Origin of the sequence: Glutamicibacter sp. NPDC087344 (assembly GCF_044744225.1) — a bacterium.
GTDB lineage: Bacteria > Actinomycetota > Actinomycetes > Actinomycetales > Micrococcaceae > Glutamicibacter.
In genome coordinates this window covers 72,740-93,924 of record NZ_JBIUXY010000005.1, presented here as the reverse complement: position 1 = coordinate 93,924, position 21,185 = coordinate 72,740, and the positions used below count along the sequence as shown (strand labels likewise).

The following is a 21,185-nucleotide window of genomic DNA, read 5'->3' as shown; positions in this document are numbered from 1 at the left end:
TCATTGTGGACAACATTCAGAAGTTCATGGCAGCGGACATGCTGTCAAAGAAGGTTAGTGCTTTGCAGAAGTCTTTGAAGGTTGAAGCTGAGGGTGAGTTGGAGCCAGGCGACCGCAAGTCTGTTGCGTTTGATTTGGACGGGGAGAAGATCGTGCTCGGTGCGATTACCCGGACGAAGCCGCGTGAGGCTTGGAAGGTCACGGATGAGGCGAGTCTGACGAAGTGGATCGAGGAGAACCACCCGGACAAGATCCAGATGATCCCGGTTCCGAAGGAGTGGTTCGTGAAGTCGTTGTTGGCGCAGGCCGCGGCGATTGATGCTGCGGTGACTGATGCGGGGGAGTTGGTGCCTGGAATTGCGAAGGTTTCTGGCGTTTCGTATGCGTCGGCTAAGCCTGAGAAGGATGCGGATGCGAAGTTGGCCCGGCTGGTGGCCGGCGGCGTGATCCAGACTTCGGAGTTGCTGGCGATCGAAGGTGATGCAGCGTGAACCGGCTCAAGGCGATCAACGGTGAGTCCACGCTCGCACTGGCCGAGTACGCCTACGGAGAGCTTCACCAGCTCGTTGAGCAGCTGGACAACGGGGCCATCGACATTTCCGTTTACCTGAGTGACAAGTTCTTCCAGCGCAATAACAAGGAATTTTCGATCTCGGTCAATGTCTACGAACATCGGGTGGTTGGTGATCATGGAACAAATGTTGTCTTAGGGGTCCTGATGAAAAGTGCTGACGAAGTTGACGGCCTGGTCGAAAAGGTTCGCCGGTACATTCGCGAGCAGAAGCTGGTGGCATGACTGCCGATGTTCTCAATCCTGTCAACGTAGAGTCGCGTATCCGGGACATTAGCGCCCGGATCGCGAACTCCGCGAAGGTCTGCAATGACCGGTACGTGATCATGTCGAATGCTGACCGAGCCTATGATCAGGCTTTCGCTCGGGCGTACATGAACCATTCTGGTCCGCAAGCCGAGAAGAAGTATGCGGCTGAACTTGCCACAGAGCATGAGCGGGAAGTCAAAGACACCGCGGACGCGGCCTACAGGTACGCTGACCGGCTGGCGAAGGCTTTGGAGCTGGAATTGCGTGCGTATCAGTCCATCAACGCGTCCGTCCGGGCGACGTATCAAGTCGCTGGGATTGGGGAACGGTAATGGGAATGACGAAGCGACAGTTCGCGAAGTACCTGGCCAGGGACATGCATTGCCCGTGCGGGTGTCTTGGCCGTGAGGATACGTACGTTCCTCAGCACCGTATCAATCGTGGCATTGGTGGTTCGAAGGTTTTGGACCGGCCGGCAAACATCATCGTGTTGTGTTCGGCGGTGAACGGGCTGATTGAGTCGAACGCTGATATTGCGCAGCAGGCCCGGGTTTATGGGTGGAAGCTGCAGCGGTGGCAGGTGCCGGAGGAAGTTCCGGTGTTCGACCGGGTCACTGGGGAGTGGCACATTTTGGACAACGATTTTCATCGAGTTATTCAAGAACGAAAGGCGGCCTAACCATGGCACAGGACAAGACCATCGAAGACAGCTTAGAAGTGTCCTTCAACATCAGCTTGGATACTGTCATTGGCACCCAAGTCGAGTACGACGAGGACGGCGACCGCTGTGGATCATCTGACATCACCATCGCTCACCGAGTCGCAGAGATCGTGGGTCAGCGGGTAGCAGCAAAGATCGATAGCGAACTGCGCAGCACATGGAACTTCAACGCCGTTGAGATTGCGGAGAAGGCACTGGATGAGCGAGTGACCAAGTTGCTAGATGAAGCGCTGGACAAGATCGTTACTCCGACCGATCAGTTCGGCACCCCGAAGGGTGAACCTCGCAGTATCGCCCAGTTGATGCACGACCGCATCACTGCCTGGTTCAATTCCCCCGCAGACAAGCGCGACTCCTACAACCGAAAAACGAACCTGCAGGCCTACATGGATTCAGCAGTGGACCATCGTATGAAGTCGGAGATGGACAAGGCCGTCAACGAGGCGAAGAAATCAATCGTCGCGAAGATGCAGGAACATGCTCAAGCGCTGATGGCTGATGCTGTCGTCAAGATCACCGGAGGGAAGTAACCATGGCGGGCGAGACAGTTATTACGGTGATTGGCAATCTCACGGCGGATCCGGAGTTGCGTTTCACGCCGTCGGGTTCGGCGGTTGCGAACTTCACGATTGCTTCGACTCCGCGGACTTTTGACCGGCAGTCGAATGAGTGGAAGGACGGGGAAGCGTTGTTTCTTCGGGCGAGCGTGTGGCGGGAAGCCGCGGAGAACGTTGCTGAGACGCTGACGAAGGGCATGCGTGTCATCGTCCAGGGTCGTTTGCGGTCGCGTTCGTATGACTCGAAGGAAGGCGAACGTCGGACGGTCATGGAGTTGGAAGTGGACGAGATTGGCCCGTCGCTCAAGTTCGCTTCGGCGAAGGTGACCCGCACCCAGCGCGGAGGCGGTGGGAACTTCCAACCGCAGCAGAACCAGCCTCAGCAGGGTGGCGGTTGGAACCCACCAGCTGCCGACCAATGGAGCACCGGGGGTAGCCAGGAAGGGCAGTGGGGTGACAGCAGTGAACCACCGTTCTGATCCGTGGGGTGACCTTCAAGAGAAGCCAGCACCGGTGCCGGCCGCGGCCAGTGTGACTGTGCCGGGGTTCGGCAACAAGCAGTCCTTCCACTTGCATGATGTGGCCTATGGGCGGGTGCAGGGTATCCGGGACGCAGTGCAGGGTATCCGGATCGGTGCTGGCAAGACTGTTGTGACGTTAGACCCGGGCAAGGTTGAGGGTCTGACGGCTTTGGAGAAGCTGGTGCTGGCTGATGGTCAGCCTTCGCCTTTCGGCGGTGTGGTGGCTGGGAACCTGGTCACTATTTACCGCGACTAATTAGATACCGCACGGAGAGGGCAGCCCTAATGCTTGGGGGCTTATGGCTGTCCTTTTGTGCACCCAAAATCAGGAGAAAGACGATGGTAAAGGTTTACACGAAGCCGTCTTGCGTGCAGTGCAACGCGACCTATAAGGCCTTGGATAAGGCTGGTGTGGAGTACGAAAAGGTGGACATTTCGCAGGATGAAGAGGCCTTGGAGTTTGTTCGTGGGCTTGGCTACTTGCAGGCGCCGGTGGTTGTTACTGCAGAAGAGCATTGGGGCGGGTTCCGGCCGGACAAGATCGCTTTGTTGGCGGTGGCAGCATGAGCGTCTTTCAAGCCATGTGGCCAGTGCTAGACAAAACGTTGAGTTACGAGGATTTGAAGGCGGAAGCGATCCAAGACTTGCCACATGTGGCGCGCAGGCATGGAGTGATCACTGTTGGTGAAGCCAAGGCATTTGTTCGGTTGGGCAAGGATGTTCCTGGATCAGGTCAAGCTGAACTTGTCATCGTTGTTGAGTCTGAAACTGCAACATTCGGTCCACAGCCGGTATTCGAGAAACCCTCTGATGTGCAGGCTTGTGCTCGGTGTGGGATTGATCGGAAGGTGTCGAGGGCGACGGAGTTTTGCGTTGCGTGCCGGCGGTTTGCTCGTGCTGACGGTTGGATCGAGGCAGCGTCATGAACTGCAGGAAGTCATGCTGCTGGACCCCATTTCAGGTGTGTGCCACGAGGAAAGAGTGCGGTTGCCATAAGAGTGACCAGCCAATTGACCGGCGACTGACCCAATCCGAAATCGATCGAGCCAACTCTTTACTACAGCTGAAAGGACAACGGCTATGACTGAAACCGAAGAGCTGAACGATTACTTGTCCGAGACTGTCACGTTGTTCGAGGTGGAGCAATGAGCAAGCCAGATAACCGGCCAACATTAGGAACGATTATTGATGGCCGTGACAGTCACGCCTACCGGGTCTTGGAGTACCGGGAGCCATTGGACGGGTCCTACTTGCACGAGATGATCGTGGAGCGTCTAACCGGACAGGACAAGGGGGAGCACTACGGTATCAAGTTGAAATCGGTTTATACCTATTTCCGGGTATTGGACGAGCATTACGCGGTGTGCAACCAGTGCGGGGAGCTACCACCATGCAGCGGGGAGAAAGCACAGCGTGCGGTAGAGCGGTCGGTGGAAGCCATGAAGCTGCCGGACGGGTATTGCCCAGCGTGCAAGGAGCCGATCACGCACCGGCAGAAGAAGCATCTTTTTCCCGGCCCTAACCTGCTCAAACCCGTTCGGCAAGGACGGCGTGCAGTTCCATCAGCGGAACCAGTGCAGTCGGGCTGCAGCCGAGTACGAAGAGCAGTGGGTAGCCGCGGACCCTACGCGGGAGCGGTCACTACTCACCTTGCGGTGCAGCGGAACCGTTACCGTGCACCAGGACGGGACCGGTGAATGCCATCGCAGGAACGACGGCGCCGAGTGTCCGCATATTCTGGCCCAACACCGAGGCCAATATGCCTGCTACACCATGAATCACGGATGCGGTCATGGTTGCACTATGCAGGGGCATCGCGGGATTTGGTTGCACCCTGGGTTGAACGCTGATGGGACTTTGACAGGAGTGACATTGCTGTGACGCTGCTTCCTCGGTGTGCGTGCGGGAAAGTGTGGGCGCCGACCCGACAACAGGCCGTTGCGATGCGAATGTTCATCGCGAAAGGCCAACCTGACAGCTATCACGTCAACTACTACATGTGCGAGTACAAAGCCTGGCACTGGACAAGACAGCAGATATGGAGGGACTACAGTGGCCTGGTTCAACGCTGATGACCGGATGCACTCGCACCCGAAGGTGAGAGCGGCAGGGTTGGAAGCGATCGGTTTGTGGCTCGTTTCGGGTACGTATTGCACCGACTATTTGACTGATGGTGAGGTGCCGGAATGGTTCGTTGTTTCGTGGCCCAAGGGTAAGAGTTTGGCAGGGAAACTCGTCACTGCTGGCCTATGGGAGCCGGTACCGGATGGATGGCAGTTCTTGTCGTGGACGGAGTACCAGCGCACGAAAGAGCAGGTCATCGAGGAGAAACGGAAAGCAGCGGAGAGGATGCGAAAAGCCCGGGAGAACAAGAACCCGGGGTGAGTGTTCGGTGAATGTTCGGGCGAACGAAAGGCGAACGTTCGGCGTTCGTTCGGGTCGTGTTCAACCGCCCAAGACCAAGACCAAGACCAAGTACTTAACTCACCTCAGTCTTATGGGTTTGGTTCTTAAAAATCCGGGGCTAGAAATCATCATGTCGTTACGTTCGTAACGCGGGAAGGCAGGAGACGGATGATGAATGAGATAAATCCAAAACAGATAACCCAAGAGCAGGCCCAGCATCTCTCTGGGTTCATCAATTCGCTTCGGCCTGATTGGCAGCCGGCTGGGATCATGAAGGCTTTGGAGATGGCTCGTGGTCGTGGGCCTGTGGATGCTTTGGCTGTGGCGGTGGTTCGTGCGGCGATGAATCCGGCGAATCGGACTCCGGCGGTGATTGGGATGTCGGGGCCTCATTGGGCTGGTGCGTTTGTTGAGCGCCAAGGGCCGGTGCGGGAGTTGGTGTGTGTGGAGCATGGTGTGGTGGAGTCTCGGTGTCGTGGGCGTCATCGTCGGGTGGGTCCTCCGGATTGGTGGGAGGACTTCCGTAGGGGCCGTGTTGCACCGCCTGGTGCGGTAGGGGAAGGTAAGTAGGGTGAGTGGTTATCCATGATTGTTTTAGGCGCTTAGAGCCAATTCTGAGCGGTTTGAGGAAGGGAAAAGTGTGGGACGGAATTTGAAGTCAGCGAAAGCGGCCGGGAGCCGCATGGAGCGGGTCACTGCGGATTATCTGGCGAGAGCGCTGGATGACGACGGAATCGACCGTCAGGTTCGCACTGGTGCTCTGGATTTGGGTGACGTGCGCGGCGTGAAGATCTGGGGCCAGCCTGTGGCGATTGAGTGTAAGGACGTGGCGACGATGGCTCTACCTGCGTGGTTGCGTGAGGCTGAGCGGGAGCGCGGAAACCTTGATGCTTTGGCGGGGGTTGTCGTGCATAAACGTCGAGGGAGTGCGATTCCTGGTGAGCAGTTGGTGACGATGACGCTGCGGGATTTTGGGGCGTTGCTGTCGGGTGCGCGACCGGATGAACCGTAAATTTTTGCCTAAAAACTTTCTACCGCGTTCTACTCGATTAAGTCGGTGGGACGCGGTAGAGTAAATCTTGCTAACGAGGACGCCGGATCTACCGGCAGGAGAGGAATTTATGTCTTTTTGTATCAATGCTCAGCGTGAGGATCGGATCTACCCGACTACCTCGGTCGCTGAAATCGCAGACCACTACACCGAAGATTCGGACTGGTGTACCCCGTTTTCGGGGGACATGCTGCGTTATTACCGGCACGAATACCCCAGCTATGACAGTTTCCCTGTCGGCATCTACCTGGTCTAAAGGGGGCGCATCGTGACTAACGAATCCAAGAAAACCCCTGTCTCATCCAATCTTCCTGCTGATCAGCTCCGAACACCGTCGGGGTCCGTATCAGCTGCAGGCCGCATGGGGGTGCCAGCAGCTGATACAGGACACACCCCACAAGACCTGGACCAGCTCCGCAAGATCGCGGAGCAAGCAACCCCAGGACCGTGGGAAGCCCGCCAGTCAGGGAACTTTCCCGGCAAGTACGTTGTCGGTCCACGGCACCGCCCGGGCGACATTGGCCGTGGTCCAATCGTGCTGATGCAACCGATTTTTTGGGATGAGGGAAGCGTGGCCAACGCTGAGTTCATCGCCGCGTTCGACCCTGAGACCGTGCTCGCGTTGATCACCCGCACCGAACAGGCTGAACAGGATCGGGATGCCGCTCTCGATGCAAACAAGCGTTGGGCGCACCGTAGCTCGCGTGAAACTTCGGCTCTGCGCAAGGCTCATGCGTCCATTGATCGGGTTAGAGCGCTTCGGAATACGTGGTGTGAGGCCTCTTATGAACCGATGAATGCCGGGTTGAGCATCGCTGGCGCAGTAAACGCCATCGACCGCGCCTTGGACGGTGATGGGCGTGGGTGAGTATTGCAATCCCGGAGGTGTCTCATTCCCCGGCGCTGCTGGTTGTTCACGGTGCGACGATGACCGGCGGACAAAGCTAGTCGAAGAAACCGGCGACTGGACGCAGGGCTTCGGCGGGATGATCGTCTGCGCAACCTGCGGGAACAAGCGCTGCCCGAAAGCAACATTCCACGGCAACGAATGCACTGGCTCGAACGAACCGAATCAGCCAGGAAGCCGATACCAAATCCAACTACAGGACGGTGATGGGCTTGAGTAAGTGCATCAGTGCTCACGGCGAGTATTCGGAGCACACGTTCACGCATGACCCGGAATGCGACTACTGCGGAGAACCGCTGCCTAACCGAGTCGAGACCATGCGCACCGCTCTTGTAGCGATCCAAGAACTGCATAAGCCGTTTCCCGTTTATTCGGACGAATGCCCGGACTTCGACTGCGAACTTGAGCACGTAGAGATTGACCAGACGTTCTATCACGACGTTGTTGACTATTGGGCTTGTGGAGGGTGCTGCAAACCTGAGGGCGACGCAGACGAGTACGTCAATCACCCATGCCGGACCCGCCAGCTCGCTGACAAAGGATTGGAGGGCGACCGTGGCTAATCGTTTGCATCATCGCATAAAGCGGACCTACGCGGACGCTCAGCAGTGCAAGGACTGTAGAGGTGAGGGAGCGCTGCCTGATCCTAAACGCCCACCGCGCTCCATGTCCTGCGCCACCTGCCGCGGCATGGGCTTTATTCCGCACCGCGCACCGTACCGTCTCGCTGACGGCAGCTGGTCAGACGGCGTGGACCGGAGTAAGCGGATCATGTCAACGTACTTCGCCATGACGAACCCGGGGCGCTGGCACGTCTACAAGGGATTCAAGCACATCTTTACGGGCGACGAGTGGCGCGTCTACTCCGACCGCGGATTCCTCAGGTACTTCAAAACTCAAGAGCAGGCGATTGCCTACGCGGACAATGCTGCCCGCACCACCAAGAACGGAGACAACAATGACTAGCAAGACATTCAAGAGCGTTGAAGAAACTCGGGAATTGCACGTGAAGGAATTAGGCAAGCACTTCACCTTGGTTATCAATTACAAGGATGCAGGTCGGAGCGGCATCACGCTCGCCCCGTCTGATGCGCCTGCGTTGGCCCTGGCAATCCTCGAAGCGGCGGGCTGGCCTAACGAGTATTTGGCATCCAACGAGATTCTGCGGAGGCTAAGCGATTTCGATAAGCACCTGAAGGAAATGGAAGCCGAAGCCAAGCAGCAGGCGGAGTTGGAAGCCGAAGCGCTGGAATACTACAAAAAATTTACAGGCTACACCCACACGACCCTTGACTCAGCTTGCTCGCCCGACAAATGGCTCGCTGTTGCCCGTAAAGCCCGTGAACTGGCAGACAAGAGGGCCGAGCGGTGATCGAGTCACGACTGTTCTACTGGCTTACTTGCGACGATTGCGGACGCGATTTGTCGGACGAAACCGAGCAGGTTTACCGGGATGCATCGGAAGCTATGCACTGTGCAACAGACGCTGACTGGATATGCCCAGGCGACAAGCACTACTGCGAAGGGTGCCGGGGCAAGTACGAATGCCCCGACTGCTGGAAAATCAAAACCGAATGCACATGTAAGGAAGGAACAAAAAATGACTGAGAAAACACGCACCAAACGCCGGTACGCACACGAACTTTACCCACACAATCCAGAGCCTTACGATGCCCGGCCGCTGGCCGTCGAGGTTCCATACCTGTATTCACGCGCTATCGGTCTTGAAGTCTGGGGAACTAGCTGGTCAGGAGTGGAGCCCCGTATGTCCGTGAACCGCACAGAAGCGTTAGTGACCGCACGAAATCTTGCATTCTTAGCTGATGCCATGCTGCAAGGGCTCACGGGACAGGAAGCCTGGGACTGGGCCGACATGCGCGCCGGAGACGAAACCGGAGAATTGGCGCACGAACGCGCTGTGCACTACGGATTGAACCCGCAAGCAATCAAGCCCTACCCGTGCGGCCCTGAACCGACCACACACGGGCACCTGAGCGAGCCAGACGTGCGCGGCTGGCAGAACGTTACCACCGTGCAGGGCAAAGAATCCGAATGCCCAGAATGCACTGAGCCAGTAGAGGAACGCAATGCCTGATACCCCGCTAAACCTGGACGGAATCGAAATGGCCACGCGTATTTTGGTGCGCGACAAGGTGCACCACGATGGCAAGACCAACAGCTATGCGATCACTGAGCAGATGGTTTCCGCTTATCTCGCTGCCGCTTTGCCGGAAGTGACCAGCGTCGAAGAAGCGGACGGCTTGTCGGTTGGAAGCGTGGTCATCCTGCGCGATGGCACCGCTAGGCTACGCACCGATTGGAGTTCTGGCTGGGCATCCGCCAAAGCAGGCGACGACTACCCAACCGATGACACGGGATGCTTCCCCGCCCGCGTGCTGCACATGCCGGAGGTGCCCGGTGCCTAACATGCTCTACCCGTGGTGCCTCGCGCTGGGCCATCACTGGGACTTTATCCGTAGGAGCAAGCTATTCCTGCACTACGAATGCCGGATGTGTGGACGCAGAAGCAAGGAGGAACGCTGATGGGCGCGAATAAGAAGCACGAAGCGACGTACGGCGGAAGGTTTACGCCGACGACAGATGGCATACGCGACATATGGGTGGATCGAAAGTTATACCATTTGCCGAAATCCACGGGCATTGCGCTGGTGCCGACTGTTCAAGCCGAGTTCGACCGGTGGTTAGAGCAGGTACGCGCCGAAGCGAAACGAGAGGCGTTGGAAGAAGCGGCTGAGAACTTGCAGAACCATCCTCGTTTACGCAAAACCCAGTTTGCTTGGGCGCTGTACCCAGAGCATATGGCGGACAAGGAAAAGACGTTTAACGAATGCGCAGACATACTCCGCAACCGCGCCGAGCAGATCCGGGGCATCCAGTGATCGGTTCTTGGTTTTGGGAGTTCATCATGACCGCCTACACACACTGGATGCACTCATGGCTATAGCAACCATGGGCGACAACAAGGAGGAAACGTTGTTTACCGGAAAACAAGGTTCCGCATGAAAACCTCAAGAGAAGCTCAACACCTCAACGGCGCAGACCGCGGCAAGCACATCCGATTCGAAGCATCATTCAACCGGACACTCGCTGGAAAACTAATCCAGGTGAAGCACCTCGGAGACGGCAACACCACCATCGTGATCCAAACCGATGACGGCCGGCTCGAATGGGATCATGTGAAACCAGAAACCGAAGTTACAATCACCGGAAGGCAACCATGCGCGAATCTATACACCGCCTCACTCGCGAACACTTTCGCGATGGACGCATGCGCCCCAGCCTCCTCGATCAGATCCAAGGCGCAGCGCAACCAGACCGCACCGGTGGTGCCGCGCACTCAAGTACTGAGTTGAAGATCCCCGTTGATGTCGGAGCGATCAGCCTCTACCAGGACATCGACCGGGAGGCCCGGGATGAACACTGGCAACTATTCAAAGCCGACCAGACCACCTTGCCCGAAGTAATCCAGGCGTTCGATGACGTGATCACCACTGACGAACTACCCAAATGGCCTGAACACCTGAGCCGCATTACCGATGCGTGGGCCAAACAGATCCACGACTACCTCAACCCGACCAAACCGCCACGGAAAATCAACAGGCCTTGCCCTTCCTGCGGTGAGCACCATTACGGTGAGTCGCGAGAAATCGCGTTGGTGCTGTACTGCTACGACGATGAGGGTGTCATGTTGAGGTGGGGGCAGTGGTCTGCTGAGTGCCGGGCGTGTGCTGCTCGTTGGGAGTCTGATCAGTTGGACTGGTTGTCTAAAGTGCTGTCTGAATAATTTCTACCGCGTAATACCTTGATGTGGTGTGTAATCGGGTAACTATTCGGGTATAGTTGGTGGTGGTTAGGCACACGTGTCTCCAAAACCGGGTTGGCCTTGTTAGCGCATCTCCCATCCCGGGGAACCCCATGTTGAGTTCGCTCCATGGGGTTTCGTCATAACTGAATAGCCCCCAGGTACACGAGACCCGGGGGAGCGAATGTAGCTCAGCTGGTAGAGCCGTGGCGCGCAGGTTCGAGTCCTGCCATTCGCACGCCAGGTCGGAGGACCGGGAGTTCGCGTACTAGAGGTCGCGACAGGATGACTGCCTCCAATGGCCTAATCCCATAGCCGACGGGGAGATAGTCGGCCAAGGCAGTAGAAGAGTCAAGGTGACAGGGCTGGCTGTAAACCGGTCCACGGTAGGTTCGATTCCTACTGCTGCCACGGATTGTCCTAATGGGGCAACCCTTACCCTCGACAGGGGACGTTAGCTCAGCGACGCGTCGTCTGCGGGGTTTGCAAGGATAGTGAAGCCGAAGCGGTTCGGCACCGGATTCGAAACCCGGGGGCGCTCTAACAGGCGCAGGCGTTCGACTCGTCCTCTATCCGCCGAGGCACGGAGACCCCAGCGGTCAGCCATACACAGCGGTAACGTCCGTGCCAGGGTTCCTTGACCGAACGGCAAGGTGCTGGCCTGCAAAGCCATGCTTACCGGGTTCGACTCCCGGAGGAACCTCCAAGCCTGTCTAGCCCAACGGCAGAGGCAACCGGCTCAAACCCGGTACAGGTCCGTGTTCGAATCACGGGACAGGCACTTGTGGAGTCAACGTCAACCCTCCCAGTTCATATAACTGGCGCAGGGAACGAAGGACGCTCATCACCCGAAGCTCACTGAGTTCGAACGGGTAGGCGCACCTGCTCCACACATTCTTGACGGCGCGACCCCTAACCAAACATAGATGCGCGTAGGCAAGCCGCCGTCACACACATTATGGAAGGAGGGCTGAGAATGTGGCAAAACGAAGCTACACCGAAGAGCAACGCGCCGAAGCCCTCAAGCTCTACGAAACAGACGGCCCAAGCGAAGTAAAGAAGCAGCTCGGAATACCCAAAGGGACGGTCACCGGTTGGGCCAAAGCAGCTGACATTCGAACGGTTCGAACCGAACGCACCGCGCACGCGGTAGAAGCAGTCATTGTTGACAATAAGCTTCGCAGGCAGAACATCGCGGCCCGACTCTACGGGCAGGCTGAAACTGCGTTGGATGTGCTTGAAGCTCCGTCGTTCCAGACGTTGAAGCGTGGCGAGGGTGGTGCTGAGTATCCGGCCACGTTAGATTTCATTCCGTCTGCTGAGCGTCGCACCCTTGTTCAGACTGTTCAGGTTGCTTTGAAAACTACGCATGAGCTTGACGCGCGCGACGATGATAACGGTGCTGGTGCTGGTCGGTCGATGTTGGAGAAGCTTGCTGAGCAGTTGGGGGCGATGCCTGTTGTCGATCCTGACGGCTCCGGCGGAGGCAGTGAGTCCCCGCCAGTTGAACTTCCTGCAGACCAGTAGTCACCGTGTGAACATCCTTGAGGGTGCGATTCGTTCGGGTAAGACGATCATCGCGTTGTTGCGGTGGTTCTTATTCTTGGCGAATGCGCCGCGTGGTGGGGAACTGCTCATGATCGGGCGTACCCGTGATTCGGTGTGGCGTAACATGGTCGCGCCGATGCAGAACCCGGACTTGTTCGGCCGGTTGTCTGATCAGGTTGTGGGGAACTACGGTGCGCCGACAGTGAAGATCCTCGGCCGTACCGTGCATATCATGGGTGCTTCTGACGCTAAGGCGGAGAAGGTTCTCCGCGGCATGACCGTTGCGGGTTGTATCTGTGATGAGGTTACGACGTTGCCTGAGGAGTTCTTCACTCAGCTGCTCGGTCGCATGTCCGTGAAGGGTGCCCAACTGTTCGGTACCACTAACCCGGACAGCCCCGCGCACTGGTTGAAACGCAAATTCCTAGACCGCATCAGCACCGGGCTCACCGGGTGGGGTCGCTGGTCGTTCACCATTGACGACAACCCATCACTTGAGCCTGACTATGTGCAGTCGATCAAGTCCGAGTTCACAGGCCTCTGGTACCGGCGTTTCATCCTGGGCGAATGGGTTGCCGCTGAAGGTGCTGTCTACGACATGTGGGACCCGAAGCAACACGTCATCAGTTGGGACGCACTCCCACCGATGACGCGCACGCTTGCTGTCGGTATCGACTACGGAACAACCAACGCCACGTCGGCTGTCATGCTCGGCCTCGGCGTAGACAACCGCCTCTACTTCATGGACGAATGGCGGTACGACGCGAAACAATCCCAACGCCGCCTCACCGACTCGGAAATCTCCGGGCGTATGCGCGCCTGGATGACAGACCAACACCACCCGCTCGGCACACCACAACCTGAGTGGATGATCGTTGACCCGGCCGCTGCATCGTTCAAAGTTCAGTTAGCGAACGACGGTGTTGGCAACCTGATCGACGCGGACAACAACGTCCTGTACGGGATTAGAACTTTCGCTTCTGCACTGTCAGCGAACAAACTACTGATCGCTGACCGTTGCACCGGTCTGATTGAGGAAGCGCCTTCGTATTCGTGGGACCCGAAGCAGACGGAGAAGGGCGAGGATAGGCCGTTGAAGGTTGCTGACCATAGTTTGGATGCTGGTCGGTATGCGTTGACTACGACGGAGACGAACTGGCGACCGTATGTCGCCTTAGCAGCATAGGAGCTGAAATGAACCAGTATGAAGCACGAGCCAAGGCCTTAGAGCTTATCTTGGCGAACATGAACGGTGGATTGAAATGGGAAACCATCATCAAACAGGCCGATAAGTTCGCTCAGTTCATCCTCAGTGGTGAAGTTCCTGAGCCTGGTGAGGTTGAGAAGCAATGACTCAGCAACCGACCGTCGGCCGCATCGTCCACTACCAATCGTTCTACCAAACCGAACCGCTCGCAGCAGTCATCGCAGCAGTAGACGGCAACGTAGCAACCCTCACCGTGTTTCAACCCGACGGAACCACCAAACCAATCCGAAACACACCACACGCCGACACCTTGACTGAAGGTCACTGGTCTTGGCCAGCACGCTAACCTAGGAGGCCACCTTGCCGCTCCCCGCGAACAACACCCCGTGGCCACCAACCCAACTCGAAGCAATCACACCGAAACTCAACGAATGGGCTGCCTGGTACGAGTCCAACATCGACTCACTGGCCAACGTGTATTCGAAACCCGCGGGTAAGCCGAAGCGTGGTGTGGTTGGGAACCTTCGCCGCTGGTTCTGGGGCGAGTCCCGCATGGACCTAACTAAGCCACCGGAGAGGAAGTTGCATGTGCCGGCGGCCGCGGACTTGTGCAAGGCATCGTCTGATTTGTTGTTCAACGAGCCACCAACCGTAGTTGTGGAGCATGAGGCCACGCAGAAGCGTGTGGAGGATTTGACCGGCCCAGACTTCCATTCTGCTTTGGCGAACGCCGCGGAGACTACCGCCGCGCTCGGTGGTTGCTTCCTCCGCGTCACCTGGGAAATAGGCCTAGAGGATCATCCGTTCCTGACACACGTGGACTACGACGCCGCCTTACCTGAGTTCCTGTTTGGTCGGCTCGTCGCAGTGACGTTCTGGCGCGTAGTAAAGACCGACAATCAACTGGTCTACCGGCATCTTGAACGGCACGAAACCCTGAACGGTGAAGGCGTTATTTTCCACGGCCTCTACCAAGGCACCACAACCAACCTTGGCCGCCCGGTCCCGCTCGCAGAGCACCACTCCACCGCAGGGTTGGAAGTGGACGAGGAAGGGAAGATCAGCACGGGCTCCGAGGGTTTGGCCGTGTTCCACTGGCCCAACATGGGGCCGAATCGGACGTGGCGTAAAGACCCACTAGGTCAGTACCTTGGCCGGTCGGATCTGGACGGTATCGAAAGCCTGTTTGATGCGTTGGATGAGGCGTACACGTCGCTGATGCGTGACGTCCGCTTAGGCAAGGCCATGCTGGTTGTACCTAACTCGCTGTTGAACAACAACGGGCCCGGCGCCGGCGCATCATTCGGACAGGACGAAATTTACTCCGGTGTGAACGCGCCCCCAGGCTCCGCAGCCGACGCGAAACTGTCCATCGAGCAGATCCAGTTCGCGATCCGTGTGCAGGAGCATGAGCAGACGATCATGCTGGTCTGGAATCAGATCATCAAATCTGCTGGCTACTCCGCCCAAACCTTCGGTGACGGCGGGGACGTTGCTGTGACAGCTACTGAGGTGTTCGCGAAGGAACGCCGGTCAGGACTGACACAGGGCCGTAAAGCACGGGCTGTGCGTCCGGTGTTGGAATGTATCGTTCGGAAGCTCATGGCTGTGGACAACATGGTGTTCAACAAGGGCAACGCCCTGAACGCCAAGGTGAGCGTTGAGCTTGCCGACGGTGTGAAGGACGACCCCGAAGCGCTGGCACGCACCGCGCAGTTGCTCAGCACCGCCCTAGCAGCGTCCATCGAGACTCGTGTCCGCATGGTCAACCCTGACAAGGATGACAACTGGATCACCGCTGAAGTGGAACGCATCAAGGCTGAGAACAGTCTCGAAGTGTTGGCTGACCCCGATATGATCGGCAGCGACAGCAACGGTTTGTCTGATCAGTTTGGGGTAGAGAATGGCGATGCGACCGAATGAAGCACGTGACCTAGCGGAGCGTATCCGTGACATTTACGTGGGTGCTGAGTCGCTGATCCTGCAACGACTGGCCCGGGCTGTCGCCAATACTGGTGATGCTCCGGACTGGTTGACTACTCGCCTGATGGAACAACGCAACCTGCTCCGACAGTTGGATAAGATCCTCGCTGATCTTGACCGGCAAGTACCTGGCGCTGTCGAACAGGTCATCGGACTGGCTTACAACCGTGGTGTCGCTTTCGCGGTGCATGACGCGGAGAAGGCCGGTATCGAGACGGACCTTTTCGGCAGGGTCGCGAACACCGGTGCTGAGGCGGTCATTGCGCGCGCTGCTACAGAACCTCTCGGGGCGATGCGGTTGAATGTGCGCCGGTGGGCACTGGACGTGTTCAACCGGGTCACTCAGCAGGCCGCGGCGGTGACTATCTCTGGTGTGGTGACGCGTCGTGAAGCGTCCGCCCGGCTGTTGCAGAAGCTTGCTGGGCAGGGCGTGAAGGGTTTCACGGATCGTTCTGGCCGGCAGTGGGAGATGGCCAGTTACGCTGAGATGGCGACCCGCACGGCAACTTCCCAAGCATTGCGCGAGGGCCACGGCGACCGGCTCCTGCATTACGGTGTGGATACGGTGATCGTGTCCGACAGCCCGGAGGAGTGCAAGCTGTGCCGGCCATTCGAGGGCAAAGTGCTTTCTTTGACCGGTAACACTACGGGGCGACTCAAAGATGGCAAGACCGTTGTTGCGTCACTCCGCGAAGCCAATGGGAAGGGCTTGTTTCACCCGGGGTGCACTCATTCGTACTCGGTGTACCTGCCGGGAATCACGCGTGGTCCTGGGCGAGTCACCGCGAACCCTGAGGGTGACCGACTCCGGCAAACCCAGCGTGCGTATGAACGGCGTGTACGCGAGTTGAAGCGTGAGAAGATCCTCATGCAGGATTTGGACCCGGCAGCTGCGAAGCAGGCTGGGGTGAAGCTTCGCGCCAAGCAGGATGAATTTGCGGCTTGGCGCGAAGCGAACGACCGGAAGAACCTCAGCTACCGGACGAACCTCAAAGCGCGGTAGGGCCGCCTATCCCACTCCAATCTAGTTTGTGTCCTTCTGGGCAAACTGGAAAACCCTGTCTGACCCAGTCCAAATTGCCGTTCTGGCTACCGTCCTCTTCGTAACGCACTCGTTCTTTTAGTGCAACCCCACACTTTGGGCAATTGTCATCGGTATCTCGCATCTGCACTTGTGCCACTACACAGTCTCCTTGCCACTTAACCGACTGCGAGTCAGCCGGTAACTGAACCATATCCAAGAACCAGACAATCTGAACCCACGAAAGGGGTTATTTGTCATGCCTCGACGCACTATTCACGGTATCGATCCCTACGCACCAGGCGGTATCGAAGAACTCCTGAACTTCCACCGCCAGCGCTGGGGCGACGCACAGATGAACGCCAACGCCGGAGACGGTGGAGAAGGCAGCGAAGATGGGGTCGAGCAGGGGAACCAGCAGACCGGTGAACAGCCCGGATCGCAAGGACAGCCATCACCCAAGCCTGCCGAGGCCCAGAAGGGCGACGAATGGGACGGCAAAGTAGAATCCCTCCCACAGGGCGCGCAGAAGATCATCAACGACCTGCGCAAAGCCGAAGGCGACGAACGCGTATCCAAGAAGGTACTCGACCAGATCGCCAAGGTACTCAACCCCGACGCGAAGGGCGATGAAAAGCCCACCGCTGAACAGCTCACCAAGCAGCTCGCTGAACGCGACACCGCCACCAATCAAGCCCAGACCGAACTCGCGGTCTACCGCCTCGCTGGCAAGGCAGGCGCCGACGCTGACGCGCTCCTAGACTCCCGCGCCTTCCTGGCGAAGCTCGCGGACATCGATCACACCGACACTGCCAAGGTAACCAAGGCAATCACGGATGCGATCACTGAAAACCCCAAGCTCAAGTCCGGCCGGGTGCCGGGATCGAGTGCAGCTGATGGCGCCGGCGGGTCTGGCGAACAGCGAACCAAGAAAAGCATGAGCCTCACCGAGGCAACCGCTTCACACTACGGCACCAAGTAAAGGACTGAACCCAAATGCCAGTAACCCTCGCACAGGCGTCTCAGAACGCCCAGACCGACCTCGACACCGCCGTCATTGACGAGTTCCGTACGAACTCAATCCTTGACCTGATGACCTTTGACGACGCGGTCAACCCGTCCGGTGGAGGTAACACTCTAACGTACGGTTACCGCCGTCTGATTACCGCACCAACCGCTGCGTTCCGTGCGATCAACTCTGAGTACGTGCCGCAGGAAGTCACTACCCAGCAGTTCACCACCGAGCTGAAGCCCCTGGGTGGTTCGTTCCAGATCGACCGTGTTCTGGCGAATGTTGGTACTGCCGCTTCTGGTGAGGTCGCGTTGCAGACCGCACAGAAGATCAAGGCCGCACAGGCCAAGTTCGGTGAAGCGGTGATCCTTGGCGACTCCGCTGTTGACGAGGACAGCTTCGACGGCCTTTCCAAGGCGCTCACCGGTTCCTCCACGGAGGACTCGACTGCACGCAACTGGTCCGGCCTGATGACTCAGGCTCTCGCGTTCCAGATCCTCACCGACGTGGACGACCTCCTGTCCACCCTGGACGGTGAAGCTGGTGCACTGATCGGTAACCGTCGCACGATCCAGCTGATCAAGGCTGCATCGCGTTTCGCCAACCAGAACGTGCAGATCGTCGGACCGCGTGACACCACCATCGACACCTACGCCGGCGCACGCCTGGTGGACGCTGGTTTCAAGGCTGGTTCGGCTGCTCCGATCATCCCGATCACTGCGAAGAAGTCCGACTTGTACGCTGTCCGGTTCGCGTTGGACGGCTGCCACGGTGTTTCGGTTGCTGGCGGCTCCGTGGTTTCGTACTACGCCCCGGATTTCAGCACTCCTGGTGCTGTCAAGACCGGCGAGGTCGAGCTGGGCCCGGTGGGCGTGGCTTTGAAGAAAACCAAGGCGGCGGGCGTGTTCCGCGGCATTCAGGTTGAGGTCTAACCATGGCTGATCCACGTGATTTCGTGGAGCCAACTCTGATCGGGTCACCGTTGCGTGATGCAGCGGTGACCCCTTCGGATGTTGACTTCTTGGCCCCGTCGAATGCTGGCGCTGAGGGTGAGCTTGGCAATCCTCACGGCCCCAACGTTATCTCTCCGGGCCTGCACGGCGACGAGAGCGTACGCACTATTGCCACTGGTGTTGTCAGTGGTGATAAAGCAACTCAGGACGCTGCTGAACTTGCCAGCCTTGTGGCTTCGCAACCTACGGCCGCTAATCCTGAGCCACCAGAAGAGGAAGGGTAACCAATCATGGCTTCAATTATCGAAGCGCCTGTGAAGGACTTCAACGGCAGTGTTGGCGGTGTGCAGTTCGCCAATGGCAAGGCTGAAACTGACAATCCTGCGGTGATCGCGTATTGCCGGGCTGCAGGGTACGAGGTTAGCGAGTCTGAGAAGGTTCCGGTCGAGTACAAGCAGGGTGACGAGCCGCCTGCTGGCAACGCGTCTACTGACGAGTGGAAAGCCTGGGCTGTTGCTCAGGGTAAGACCGACGAGGAGCTGGCTGGGCTGGGACGCGGCGAAATCCGGGCCCTGCTGATTCCAGCAGAGTAAGAGAGGAGGGGCACATGCGTGTTTACGCTACACCCGCAGATTTGCAGGAGTGGACGGGACAAGCGCCACCTGATAACGCTGTGCCCCTTCTCCGCTCGGCCTCCGCTCTTGTGGAGGAAGCGACGATGTTGGTTGTTTATGCGGTGGATTCCGACGGGATGCCGCGACACGCCGACCGCGCCGCGGCCTTCAAAGAGGCGACTTGCGAGCAGGCTGCGTTCTGGGCCGCCAACGGGCTGGACCCGTCCGCCGGGGAACTGGTGGAGGTCGGCAAGCGTGTGGCTTCTTCCAAGAGCATCAAGGGCGCTACGGTGTCCTATGATGCGGCGGACGCTGCATCGGCCAAGCAAGCCCGAGTGAACGCGTTGCGGGTGTTGTGTACTTCGGCGTTTCAGATCCTCCGGAATGCTGGTCTGATCAGCGCGGTGGTGAACCGATGAACTGCGTATTCTGCGAAATCCTGTACGGCTCTGAACCTGCCACCGTTGTCTATGACGGTATCGGGGTACTCGGTATTGTCCCTTTGAACCCTGTGGTTGAAGGACACGTAATCTTCATGCCTCGTAAGCACGTGCGCGACGCGTCCGAAGAACCACGCGTGACCGGCTACGTCATGGAAGCAGCTTCCGAGTACATCAAGCAGCTGCACCGGCGCGACCCTGAGGACAAGCCGCAGGCGTTCAACATCATCACCAGTATCGGGGCTGAAGCGACTCAGAGCGTGTTCCACTTGCACGTGCATGTTGTGCCAAGGGCTGCCAATGATGGGCTGGCATTGCCTTGGTACAGCGGAAAGAAGGGGAAGCATTGAGCGACTGGGAAAAACTGCTGACCGTCATCGCGGATGTATTCACGGTGCCATTCCAAGAGCAGCCAGAACGGAAATCTGACTACGCGCTCGTTGGGCCCGGTGGCTCAGAATGACCGCGGCCGATGAACTAGAGGACTTCTACGACAAGACAGTCACCGTCCGGACCCTCACTGGCACCGACTCATGGGGCGATCAATGGGAAACCCACGAGGATGTCAGATGTTTTGCGGATGAAACCCGTACCTTGGTGCGTGACGGACAAGGAGCCGAGGTTATCTCGGAGACCACACTGACCGCGCCGCACGAGTACGCCGGGATCTTCACACCCGGTTCCGAAGTGGTCCTGCCATCCCGGACCGCGATCGTTATCAAAGCCGCGGTCGCTGATCCCGGCCTGCTGGATCTGCCGGCACACGTCGAAGTGAACCTGACCTAGGAGGCGTTTGTGGCCACGTCGTCATTCAAGTTCAAGCCACCCACACGCAACCCGCTGGCCATACTCGGCGGTGGGTTGGAGCGCGGCTTGGTGCTTGCTGCTGAACACGTGCTCGGCGAAGCAAACAAACGGGTGCCGCATGAAGAAGGCACATTGGAGAACTCTGGCAGTGTTTCCTACGACGGAGGCAAGCTACGCGCCGCTATCTCTTACGACACCCCATATGCCGCGGTCCAGCACGAGGACATGACACTTCGGCATAACGGTGGCCGGGAAGCGAAGTTTCTTGAGAACGCGCTCAACGCCGAAAAGGACGCAATCCTTGAAATCGTCGCGCAAGTGACACGAGGTGAACTCTGATGGGTTTCCAAACCGACTTCATGACAGGTCTCGCAGAACTGCTAGATACTCTCAGCATCGGCAAGTACCTACCCACTGGCAAGTACTCCACCACTGATACCGCAGTCACTATGGACCAAGCGCCCATAGGATCTGAGGGGCAATCACCAGGACCTGACAGGGCAATCACAATCAACCTGTACCCCGTCTCTGATGATGGCACCACGGACAGTGTGCAAGGCATTCAGTTCCGTATCCGAGGCCCCCGCAATGACCGACGATTCGTTAAAGATACCAGCGACGCGTTGTTCGACCAGCTGCACGACCTGCAACGCGTCACCATTGGCGGAACCCCCATAGTCCGTATGTGGCGCAACAGCGGGGCCAACCTCCCCAACGACAGTAATAACCGTCAAGAATCCACGCAGAACTACTACGCCCAGATCACACGGTCTGGCGCTCACCGAAAGGACTAA

Annotated in this window: 36 protein-coding genes and 5 tRNA genes; 40 read left to right on the top strand and 1 reads right to left on the bottom strand. The window is 58.0% G+C overall.

The genetic code is table 11. The features are described 5' to 3' along the window. Positions 1–5: 5 nt before the first annotated feature. The 8 genes from ACIOWL_RS10440 to nrdH all read left to right on the top strand — a co-directional run bounded on the left by ACIOWL_RS10440 (position 6) and on the right by nrdH (position 3,186). Complete coding sequence (locus ACIOWL_RS10440) at positions 6–491, top strand: hypothetical protein (RefSeq protein WP_400384502.1); 486 nt, start codon at positions 6–8, stop codon at positions 489–491. Continuing rightward, positions 488–796, top strand: a complete 309-nt coding sequence (locus ACIOWL_RS10435) for a hypothetical protein (RefSeq protein ID WP_400384500.1) — start codon at positions 488–490, stop codon at positions 794–796. Before ACIOWL_RS10440 ends, ACIOWL_RS10435 begins: the two co-directional genes overlap by 4 nt. Next, positions 793–1,152 carry a hypothetical protein gene (locus tag ACIOWL_RS10430; protein ID WP_400384498.1) on the top strand — a complete coding sequence of 120 codons (360 nt, stop codon included), beginning with the start codon at positions 793–795 and terminating at the stop codon, positions 1,150–1,152. Before ACIOWL_RS10435 ends, ACIOWL_RS10430 begins: the two co-directional genes overlap by 4 nt. 5 nt (positions 1,153–1,157) lie before the next feature. Then, entirely contained in the window at positions 1,158–1,499 is a 342-nt protein-coding gene (locus ACIOWL_RS10425) for a hypothetical protein (protein ID WP_400384496.1), read from the top strand. A 2-nt stretch (positions 1,500–1,501) separates the two neighbouring features. Beyond that, positions 1,502–2,071: a hypothetical protein gene (locus ACIOWL_RS10420; RefSeq protein WP_400384493.1), complete on the top strand. Its 570-nt coding sequence runs from the start codon at positions 1,502–1,504 to the stop codon at positions 2,069–2,071. A gap of 2 nt (positions 2,072–2,073) precedes the next feature. Then, positions 2,074–2,577: a single-stranded DNA-binding protein gene (locus ACIOWL_RS10415; RefSeq protein WP_400384490.1), complete on the top strand. Its 504-nt coding sequence runs from the start codon at positions 2,074–2,076 to the stop codon at positions 2,575–2,577. After that, on the top strand, positions 2,561–2,875 hold the full coding sequence (locus ACIOWL_RS10410; RefSeq protein WP_400384487.1) for a hypothetical protein: 315 nt from the start codon (positions 2,561–2,563) through the stop codon (positions 2,873–2,875). Before ACIOWL_RS10415 ends, ACIOWL_RS10410 begins: the two co-directional genes overlap by 17 nt. An 83-nt stretch (positions 2,876–2,958) precedes the next feature. Beyond that, entirely contained in the window at positions 2,959–3,186 is a 228-nt protein-coding gene (nrdH, locus tag ACIOWL_RS10405) for a glutaredoxin-like protein NrdH (RefSeq protein WP_400384484.1), read from the top strand. Positions 3,187–4,260: 1,074 nt separating this feature from the next. Here the strand turns inward: nrdH and ACIOWL_RS10400 are convergent. Continuing rightward, positions 4,261–4,413 carry a hypothetical protein gene (locus tag ACIOWL_RS10400; RefSeq protein WP_400384481.1) on the bottom strand — a complete coding sequence of 51 codons (153 nt, stop codon included), beginning with the start codon at positions 4,411–4,413 and terminating at the stop codon, positions 4,261–4,263. 258 nt (positions 4,414–4,671) lie between these two features. On the opposite strand from ACIOWL_RS10400, the gene ACIOWL_RS10395 reads away from it, so the two are divergent. The 32 genes from ACIOWL_RS10395 (at position 4,672) to ACIOWL_RS10240 (ending at position 21,185) form a co-directional block, all read left to right on the top strand. Next, positions 4,672–5,004 (top strand): hypothetical protein, encoded by a 333-nt coding sequence (locus tag ACIOWL_RS10395; RefSeq protein WP_400384480.1) that lies wholly within the window; start codon positions 4,672–4,674, stop codon positions 5,002–5,004. A 703-nt stretch (positions 5,005–5,707) separates the two neighbouring features. After that, positions 5,708–6,037: a hypothetical protein gene (locus ACIOWL_RS10390; RefSeq protein WP_400384477.1), complete on the top strand. Its 330-nt coding sequence runs from the start codon at positions 5,708–5,710 to the stop codon at positions 6,035–6,037. A 109-nt stretch (positions 6,038–6,146) separates the two neighbouring features. Continuing rightward, a complete protein-coding gene (locus ACIOWL_RS10385) occupies positions 6,147–6,332 on the top strand; it encodes a hypothetical protein (protein ID WP_400384474.1) in 186 nt (61 codons plus the stop codon). 12 nt (positions 6,333–6,344) lie between these two features. Beyond that, positions 6,345–6,944, top strand: a complete 600-nt coding sequence (locus ACIOWL_RS10380; protein ID WP_400384471.1) for an ead/Ea22-like family protein — start codon at positions 6,345–6,347, stop codon at positions 6,942–6,944. 251 nt (positions 6,945–7,195) lie between these two features. Further along, positions 7,196–7,546, top strand: coding sequence for a hypothetical protein (locus ACIOWL_RS10375; RefSeq protein WP_400384468.1), 351 nt, complete (start codon positions 7,196–7,198; stop codon positions 7,544–7,546). 208 nt (positions 7,547–7,754) lie between these two features. After that, positions 7,755–7,949, top strand: coding sequence for a hypothetical protein (locus tag ACIOWL_RS10370; protein ID WP_400384465.1), 195 nt, complete (start codon positions 7,755–7,757; stop codon positions 7,947–7,949). Then, the gene (locus ACIOWL_RS10365; RefSeq protein ID WP_400384462.1) at positions 7,942–8,355 is read left to right on the top strand and encodes a hypothetical protein; all 414 of its coding nucleotides are present in this window, start codon (positions 7,942–7,944) and stop codon (positions 8,353–8,355) included. Before ACIOWL_RS10370 ends, ACIOWL_RS10365 begins: the two co-directional genes overlap by 8 nt. A 228-nt stretch (positions 8,356–8,583) precedes the next feature. After that, the gene (locus tag ACIOWL_RS10360) at positions 8,584–9,078 is read left to right on the top strand and encodes a hypothetical protein (protein WP_400384460.1); all 495 of its coding nucleotides are present in this window, start codon (positions 8,584–8,586) and stop codon (positions 9,076–9,078) included. Then, on the top strand, positions 9,071–9,409 hold the full coding sequence (locus tag ACIOWL_RS10355; RefSeq protein ID WP_400384457.1) for a hypothetical protein: 339 nt from the start codon (positions 9,071–9,073) through the stop codon (positions 9,407–9,409). The genes ACIOWL_RS10360 and ACIOWL_RS10355 overlap by 8 nt, the downstream gene beginning before the upstream one ends. 117 nt (positions 9,410–9,526) lie before the next feature. Beyond that, positions 9,527–9,883: a hypothetical protein gene (locus ACIOWL_RS10350; RefSeq protein ID WP_400384454.1), complete on the top strand. Its 357-nt coding sequence runs from the start codon at positions 9,527–9,529 to the stop codon at positions 9,881–9,883. 120 nt (positions 9,884–10,003) lie between these two features. Beyond that, positions 10,004–10,357, top strand: a complete 354-nt coding sequence (locus ACIOWL_RS10345; RefSeq protein WP_400384451.1) for a hypothetical protein — start codon at positions 10,004–10,006, stop codon at positions 10,355–10,357. After that, positions 10,354–10,788: a hypothetical protein gene (locus ACIOWL_RS10340; RefSeq protein WP_400384448.1), complete on the top strand. Its 435-nt coding sequence runs from the start codon at positions 10,354–10,356 to the stop codon at positions 10,786–10,788. The genes ACIOWL_RS10345 and ACIOWL_RS10340 overlap by 4 nt, the downstream gene beginning before the upstream one ends. Before the next feature lie 198 nt (positions 10,789–10,986). Next, positions 10,987–11,044, top strand: a tRNA-OTHER gene (locus tag ACIOWL_RS10335). A 100-nt stretch (positions 11,045–11,144) separates the two neighbouring features. Continuing rightward, a tRNA-OTHER gene (locus ACIOWL_RS10330) sits at positions 11,145–11,217 on the top strand. A 78-nt stretch (positions 11,218–11,295) separates the two neighbouring features. Further along, positions 11,296–11,382 (top strand) — tRNA-Ser (locus tag ACIOWL_RS10325). A gap of 55 nt (positions 11,383–11,437) precedes the next feature. Further along, positions 11,438–11,512: transfer RNA gene (locus ACIOWL_RS10320), tRNA-Cys, on the top strand. A gap of 1 nt (position 11,513) precedes the next feature. Then, a tRNA-Leu gene (locus tag ACIOWL_RS10315) sits at positions 11,514–11,587 on the top strand. Positions 11,588–11,784: 197 nt separating this feature from the next. Next, positions 11,785–12,333 (top strand): hypothetical protein, encoded by a 549-nt coding sequence (locus ACIOWL_RS10310; RefSeq protein ID WP_400384446.1) that lies wholly within the window; start codon positions 11,785–11,787, stop codon positions 12,331–12,333. Beyond that, the gene (locus ACIOWL_RS10305) at positions 12,296–13,540 is read left to right on the top strand and encodes a PBSX family phage terminase large subunit (RefSeq protein ID WP_400385093.1); all 1,245 of its coding nucleotides are present in this window, start codon (positions 12,296–12,298) and stop codon (positions 13,538–13,540) included. Before ACIOWL_RS10310 ends, ACIOWL_RS10305 begins: the two co-directional genes overlap by 38 nt. 8 nt (positions 13,541–13,548) lie before the next feature. Then, on the top strand, positions 13,549–13,707 hold the full coding sequence (locus ACIOWL_RS10300) for a hypothetical protein (RefSeq protein ID WP_400384443.1): 159 nt from the start codon (positions 13,549–13,551) through the stop codon (positions 13,705–13,707). Beyond that, a complete protein-coding gene (locus ACIOWL_RS10295) occupies positions 13,704–13,907 on the top strand; it encodes a hypothetical protein (protein ID WP_400384440.1) in 204 nt (67 codons plus the stop codon). The genes ACIOWL_RS10300 and ACIOWL_RS10295 overlap by 4 nt, the downstream gene beginning before the upstream one ends. Positions 13,908–13,921: 14 nt before the next feature. After that, positions 13,922–15,484, top strand: a complete 1,563-nt coding sequence (locus ACIOWL_RS10290; protein WP_400384437.1) for a hypothetical protein — start codon at positions 13,922–13,924, stop codon at positions 15,482–15,484. Further along, on the top strand, positions 15,471–16,547 hold the full coding sequence (locus tag ACIOWL_RS10285; RefSeq protein ID WP_400384434.1) for a phage minor capsid protein: 1,077 nt from the start codon (positions 15,471–15,473) through the stop codon (positions 16,545–16,547). Before ACIOWL_RS10290 ends, ACIOWL_RS10285 begins: the two co-directional genes overlap by 14 nt. 277 nt (positions 16,548–16,824) lie before the next feature. Next, positions 16,825–17,547 (top strand): hypothetical protein, encoded by a 723-nt coding sequence (locus tag ACIOWL_RS10280; protein WP_400384432.1) that lies wholly within the window; start codon positions 16,825–16,827, stop codon positions 17,545–17,547. Positions 17,548–17,561: 14 nt separating this feature from the next. Next, a complete protein-coding gene (locus tag ACIOWL_RS10275) occupies positions 17,562–18,509 on the top strand; it encodes a major capsid protein (RefSeq protein WP_400384429.1) in 948 nt (315 codons plus the stop codon). Between the two features lie 2 nt (positions 18,510–18,511). Beyond that, positions 18,512–18,814, top strand: a complete 303-nt coding sequence (locus ACIOWL_RS10270; protein ID WP_400384426.1) for a hypothetical protein — start codon at positions 18,512–18,514, stop codon at positions 18,812–18,814. Between the two features lie 6 nt (positions 18,815–18,820). Beyond that, entirely contained in the window at positions 18,821–19,123 is a 303-nt protein-coding gene (locus tag ACIOWL_RS10265; RefSeq protein ID WP_400384423.1) for a hypothetical protein, read from the top strand. A gap of 125 nt (positions 19,124–19,248) precedes the next feature. Continuing rightward, a complete protein-coding gene (locus tag ACIOWL_RS10260; protein WP_400384420.1) occupies positions 19,249–19,563 on the top strand; it encodes a hypothetical protein in 315 nt (104 codons plus the stop codon). Beyond that, entirely contained in the window at positions 19,560–19,934 is a 375-nt protein-coding gene (locus ACIOWL_RS10255) for an HIT family protein (RefSeq protein WP_400384417.1), read from the top strand. Before ACIOWL_RS10260 ends, ACIOWL_RS10255 begins: the two co-directional genes overlap by 4 nt. A 109-nt stretch (positions 19,935–20,043) precedes the next feature. Next, a complete protein-coding gene (locus ACIOWL_RS10250) occupies positions 20,044–20,370 on the top strand; it encodes a hypothetical protein (RefSeq protein ID WP_400384415.1) in 327 nt (108 codons plus the stop codon). A gap of 9 nt (positions 20,371–20,379) precedes the next feature. Next, on the top strand, positions 20,380–20,730 hold the full coding sequence (locus ACIOWL_RS10245) for a minor capsid protein (RefSeq protein ID WP_400384413.1): 351 nt from the start codon (positions 20,380–20,382) through the stop codon (positions 20,728–20,730). Further along, positions 20,730–21,185 carry a minor capsid protein gene (locus ACIOWL_RS10240; protein WP_400384410.1) on the top strand — a complete coding sequence of 152 codons (456 nt, stop codon included), beginning with the start codon at positions 20,730–20,732 and terminating at the stop codon, positions 21,183–21,185. Before ACIOWL_RS10245 ends, ACIOWL_RS10240 begins: the two co-directional genes overlap by 1 nt.

Bases quoted from the DNA above. Each gene is read 5' to 3' on its own strand.
- ACIOWL_RS10295 (WP_400384440.1), top strand. From the start codon at position 13,704: ATGACTCAGCAACCGACCGTCGGCCGCATCGTCCACTACCAATCGTTC.
- ACIOWL_RS10240 (WP_400384410.1), top strand. From the start codon at position 20,730: ATGGGTTTCCAAACCGACTTCATGACAGGTCTCGCAGAACTGCTAGAT.
- ACIOWL_RS10415 (WP_400384490.1), top strand. From the start codon at position 2,074: ATGGCGGGCGAGACAGTTATTACGGTGATTGGCAATCTCACGGCGGAT.
- ACIOWL_RS10260 (WP_400384420.1), top strand. From the start codon at position 19,249: ATGTTGGTTGTTTATGCGGTGGATTCCGACGGGATGCCGCGACACGCC.
- ACIOWL_RS10285 (WP_400384434.1), top strand. From the start codon at position 15,471: ATGCGACCGAATGAAGCACGTGACCTAGCGGAGCGTATCCGTGACATT.
- ACIOWL_RS10420 (WP_400384493.1), top strand. From the start codon at position 1,502: ATGGCACAGGACAAGACCATCGAAGACAGCTTAGAAGTGTCCTTCAAC.
- ACIOWL_RS10345 (WP_400384451.1), top strand. From the start codon at position 10,004: ATGAAAACCTCAAGAGAAGCTCAACACCTCAACGGCGCAGACCGCGGC.
- ACIOWL_RS10430 (WP_400384498.1), top strand. From the start codon at position 793: ATGACTGCCGATGTTCTCAATCCTGTCAACGTAGAGTCGCGTATCCGG.
- ACIOWL_RS10390 (WP_400384477.1), top strand. From the start codon at position 5,708: ATGGAGCGGGTCACTGCGGATTATCTGGCGAGAGCGCTGGATGACGAC.
- ACIOWL_RS10250 (WP_400384415.1), top strand. From the start codon at position 20,044: ATGACCGCGGCCGATGAACTAGAGGACTTCTACGACAAGACAGTCACC.
- ACIOWL_RS10270 (WP_400384426.1), top strand. From the start codon at position 18,512: ATGGCTGATCCACGTGATTTCGTGGAGCCAACTCTGATCGGGTCACCG.
- nrdH (WP_400384484.1), top strand. From the start codon at position 2,959: ATGGTAAAGGTTTACACGAAGCCGTCTTGCGTGCAGTGCAACGCGACC.
- ACIOWL_RS10280 (WP_400384432.1), top strand. From the start codon at position 16,825: ATGCCTCGACGCACTATTCACGGTATCGATCCCTACGCACCAGGCGGT.
- ACIOWL_RS10385 (WP_400384474.1), top strand. From the start codon at position 6,147: ATGTCTTTTTGTATCAATGCTCAGCGTGAGGATCGGATCTACCCGACT.
- ACIOWL_RS10350 (WP_400384454.1), top strand. From the start codon at position 9,527: ATGGGCGCGAATAAGAAGCACGAAGCGACGTACGGCGGAAGGTTTACG.
- ACIOWL_RS10360 (WP_400384460.1), top strand. From the start codon at position 8,584: ATGACTGAGAAAACACGCACCAAACGCCGGTACGCACACGAACTTTAC.
- ACIOWL_RS10425 (WP_400384496.1), top strand. From the start codon at position 1,158: ATGACGAAGCGACAGTTCGCGAAGTACCTGGCCAGGGACATGCATTGC.
- ACIOWL_RS10255 (WP_400384417.1), top strand. From the start codon at position 19,560: ATGAACTGCGTATTCTGCGAAATCCTGTACGGCTCTGAACCTGCCACC.
- ACIOWL_RS10370 (WP_400384465.1), top strand. From the start codon at position 7,755: ATGTCAACGTACTTCGCCATGACGAACCCGGGGCGCTGGCACGTCTAC.
- ACIOWL_RS10265 (WP_400384423.1), top strand. From the start codon at position 18,821: ATGGCTTCAATTATCGAAGCGCCTGTGAAGGACTTCAACGGCAGTGTT.
- ACIOWL_RS10355 (WP_400384457.1), top strand. From the start codon at position 9,071: ATGCCTGATACCCCGCTAAACCTGGACGGAATCGAAATGGCCACGCGT.
- ACIOWL_RS10365 (WP_400384462.1), top strand. From the start codon at position 7,942: ATGACTAGCAAGACATTCAAGAGCGTTGAAGAAACTCGGGAATTGCAC.
- ACIOWL_RS10275 (WP_400384429.1), top strand. From the start codon at position 17,562: ATGCCAGTAACCCTCGCACAGGCGTCTCAGAACGCCCAGACCGACCTC.
- ACIOWL_RS10300 (WP_400384443.1), top strand. From the start codon at position 13,549: ATGAACCAGTATGAAGCACGAGCCAAGGCCTTAGAGCTTATCTTGGCG.
- ACIOWL_RS10400 (WP_400384481.1), bottom strand. From the start codon at position 4,413: ATGACCGCATCCGTGATTCATGGTGTAGCAGGCATATTGGCCTCGGTG.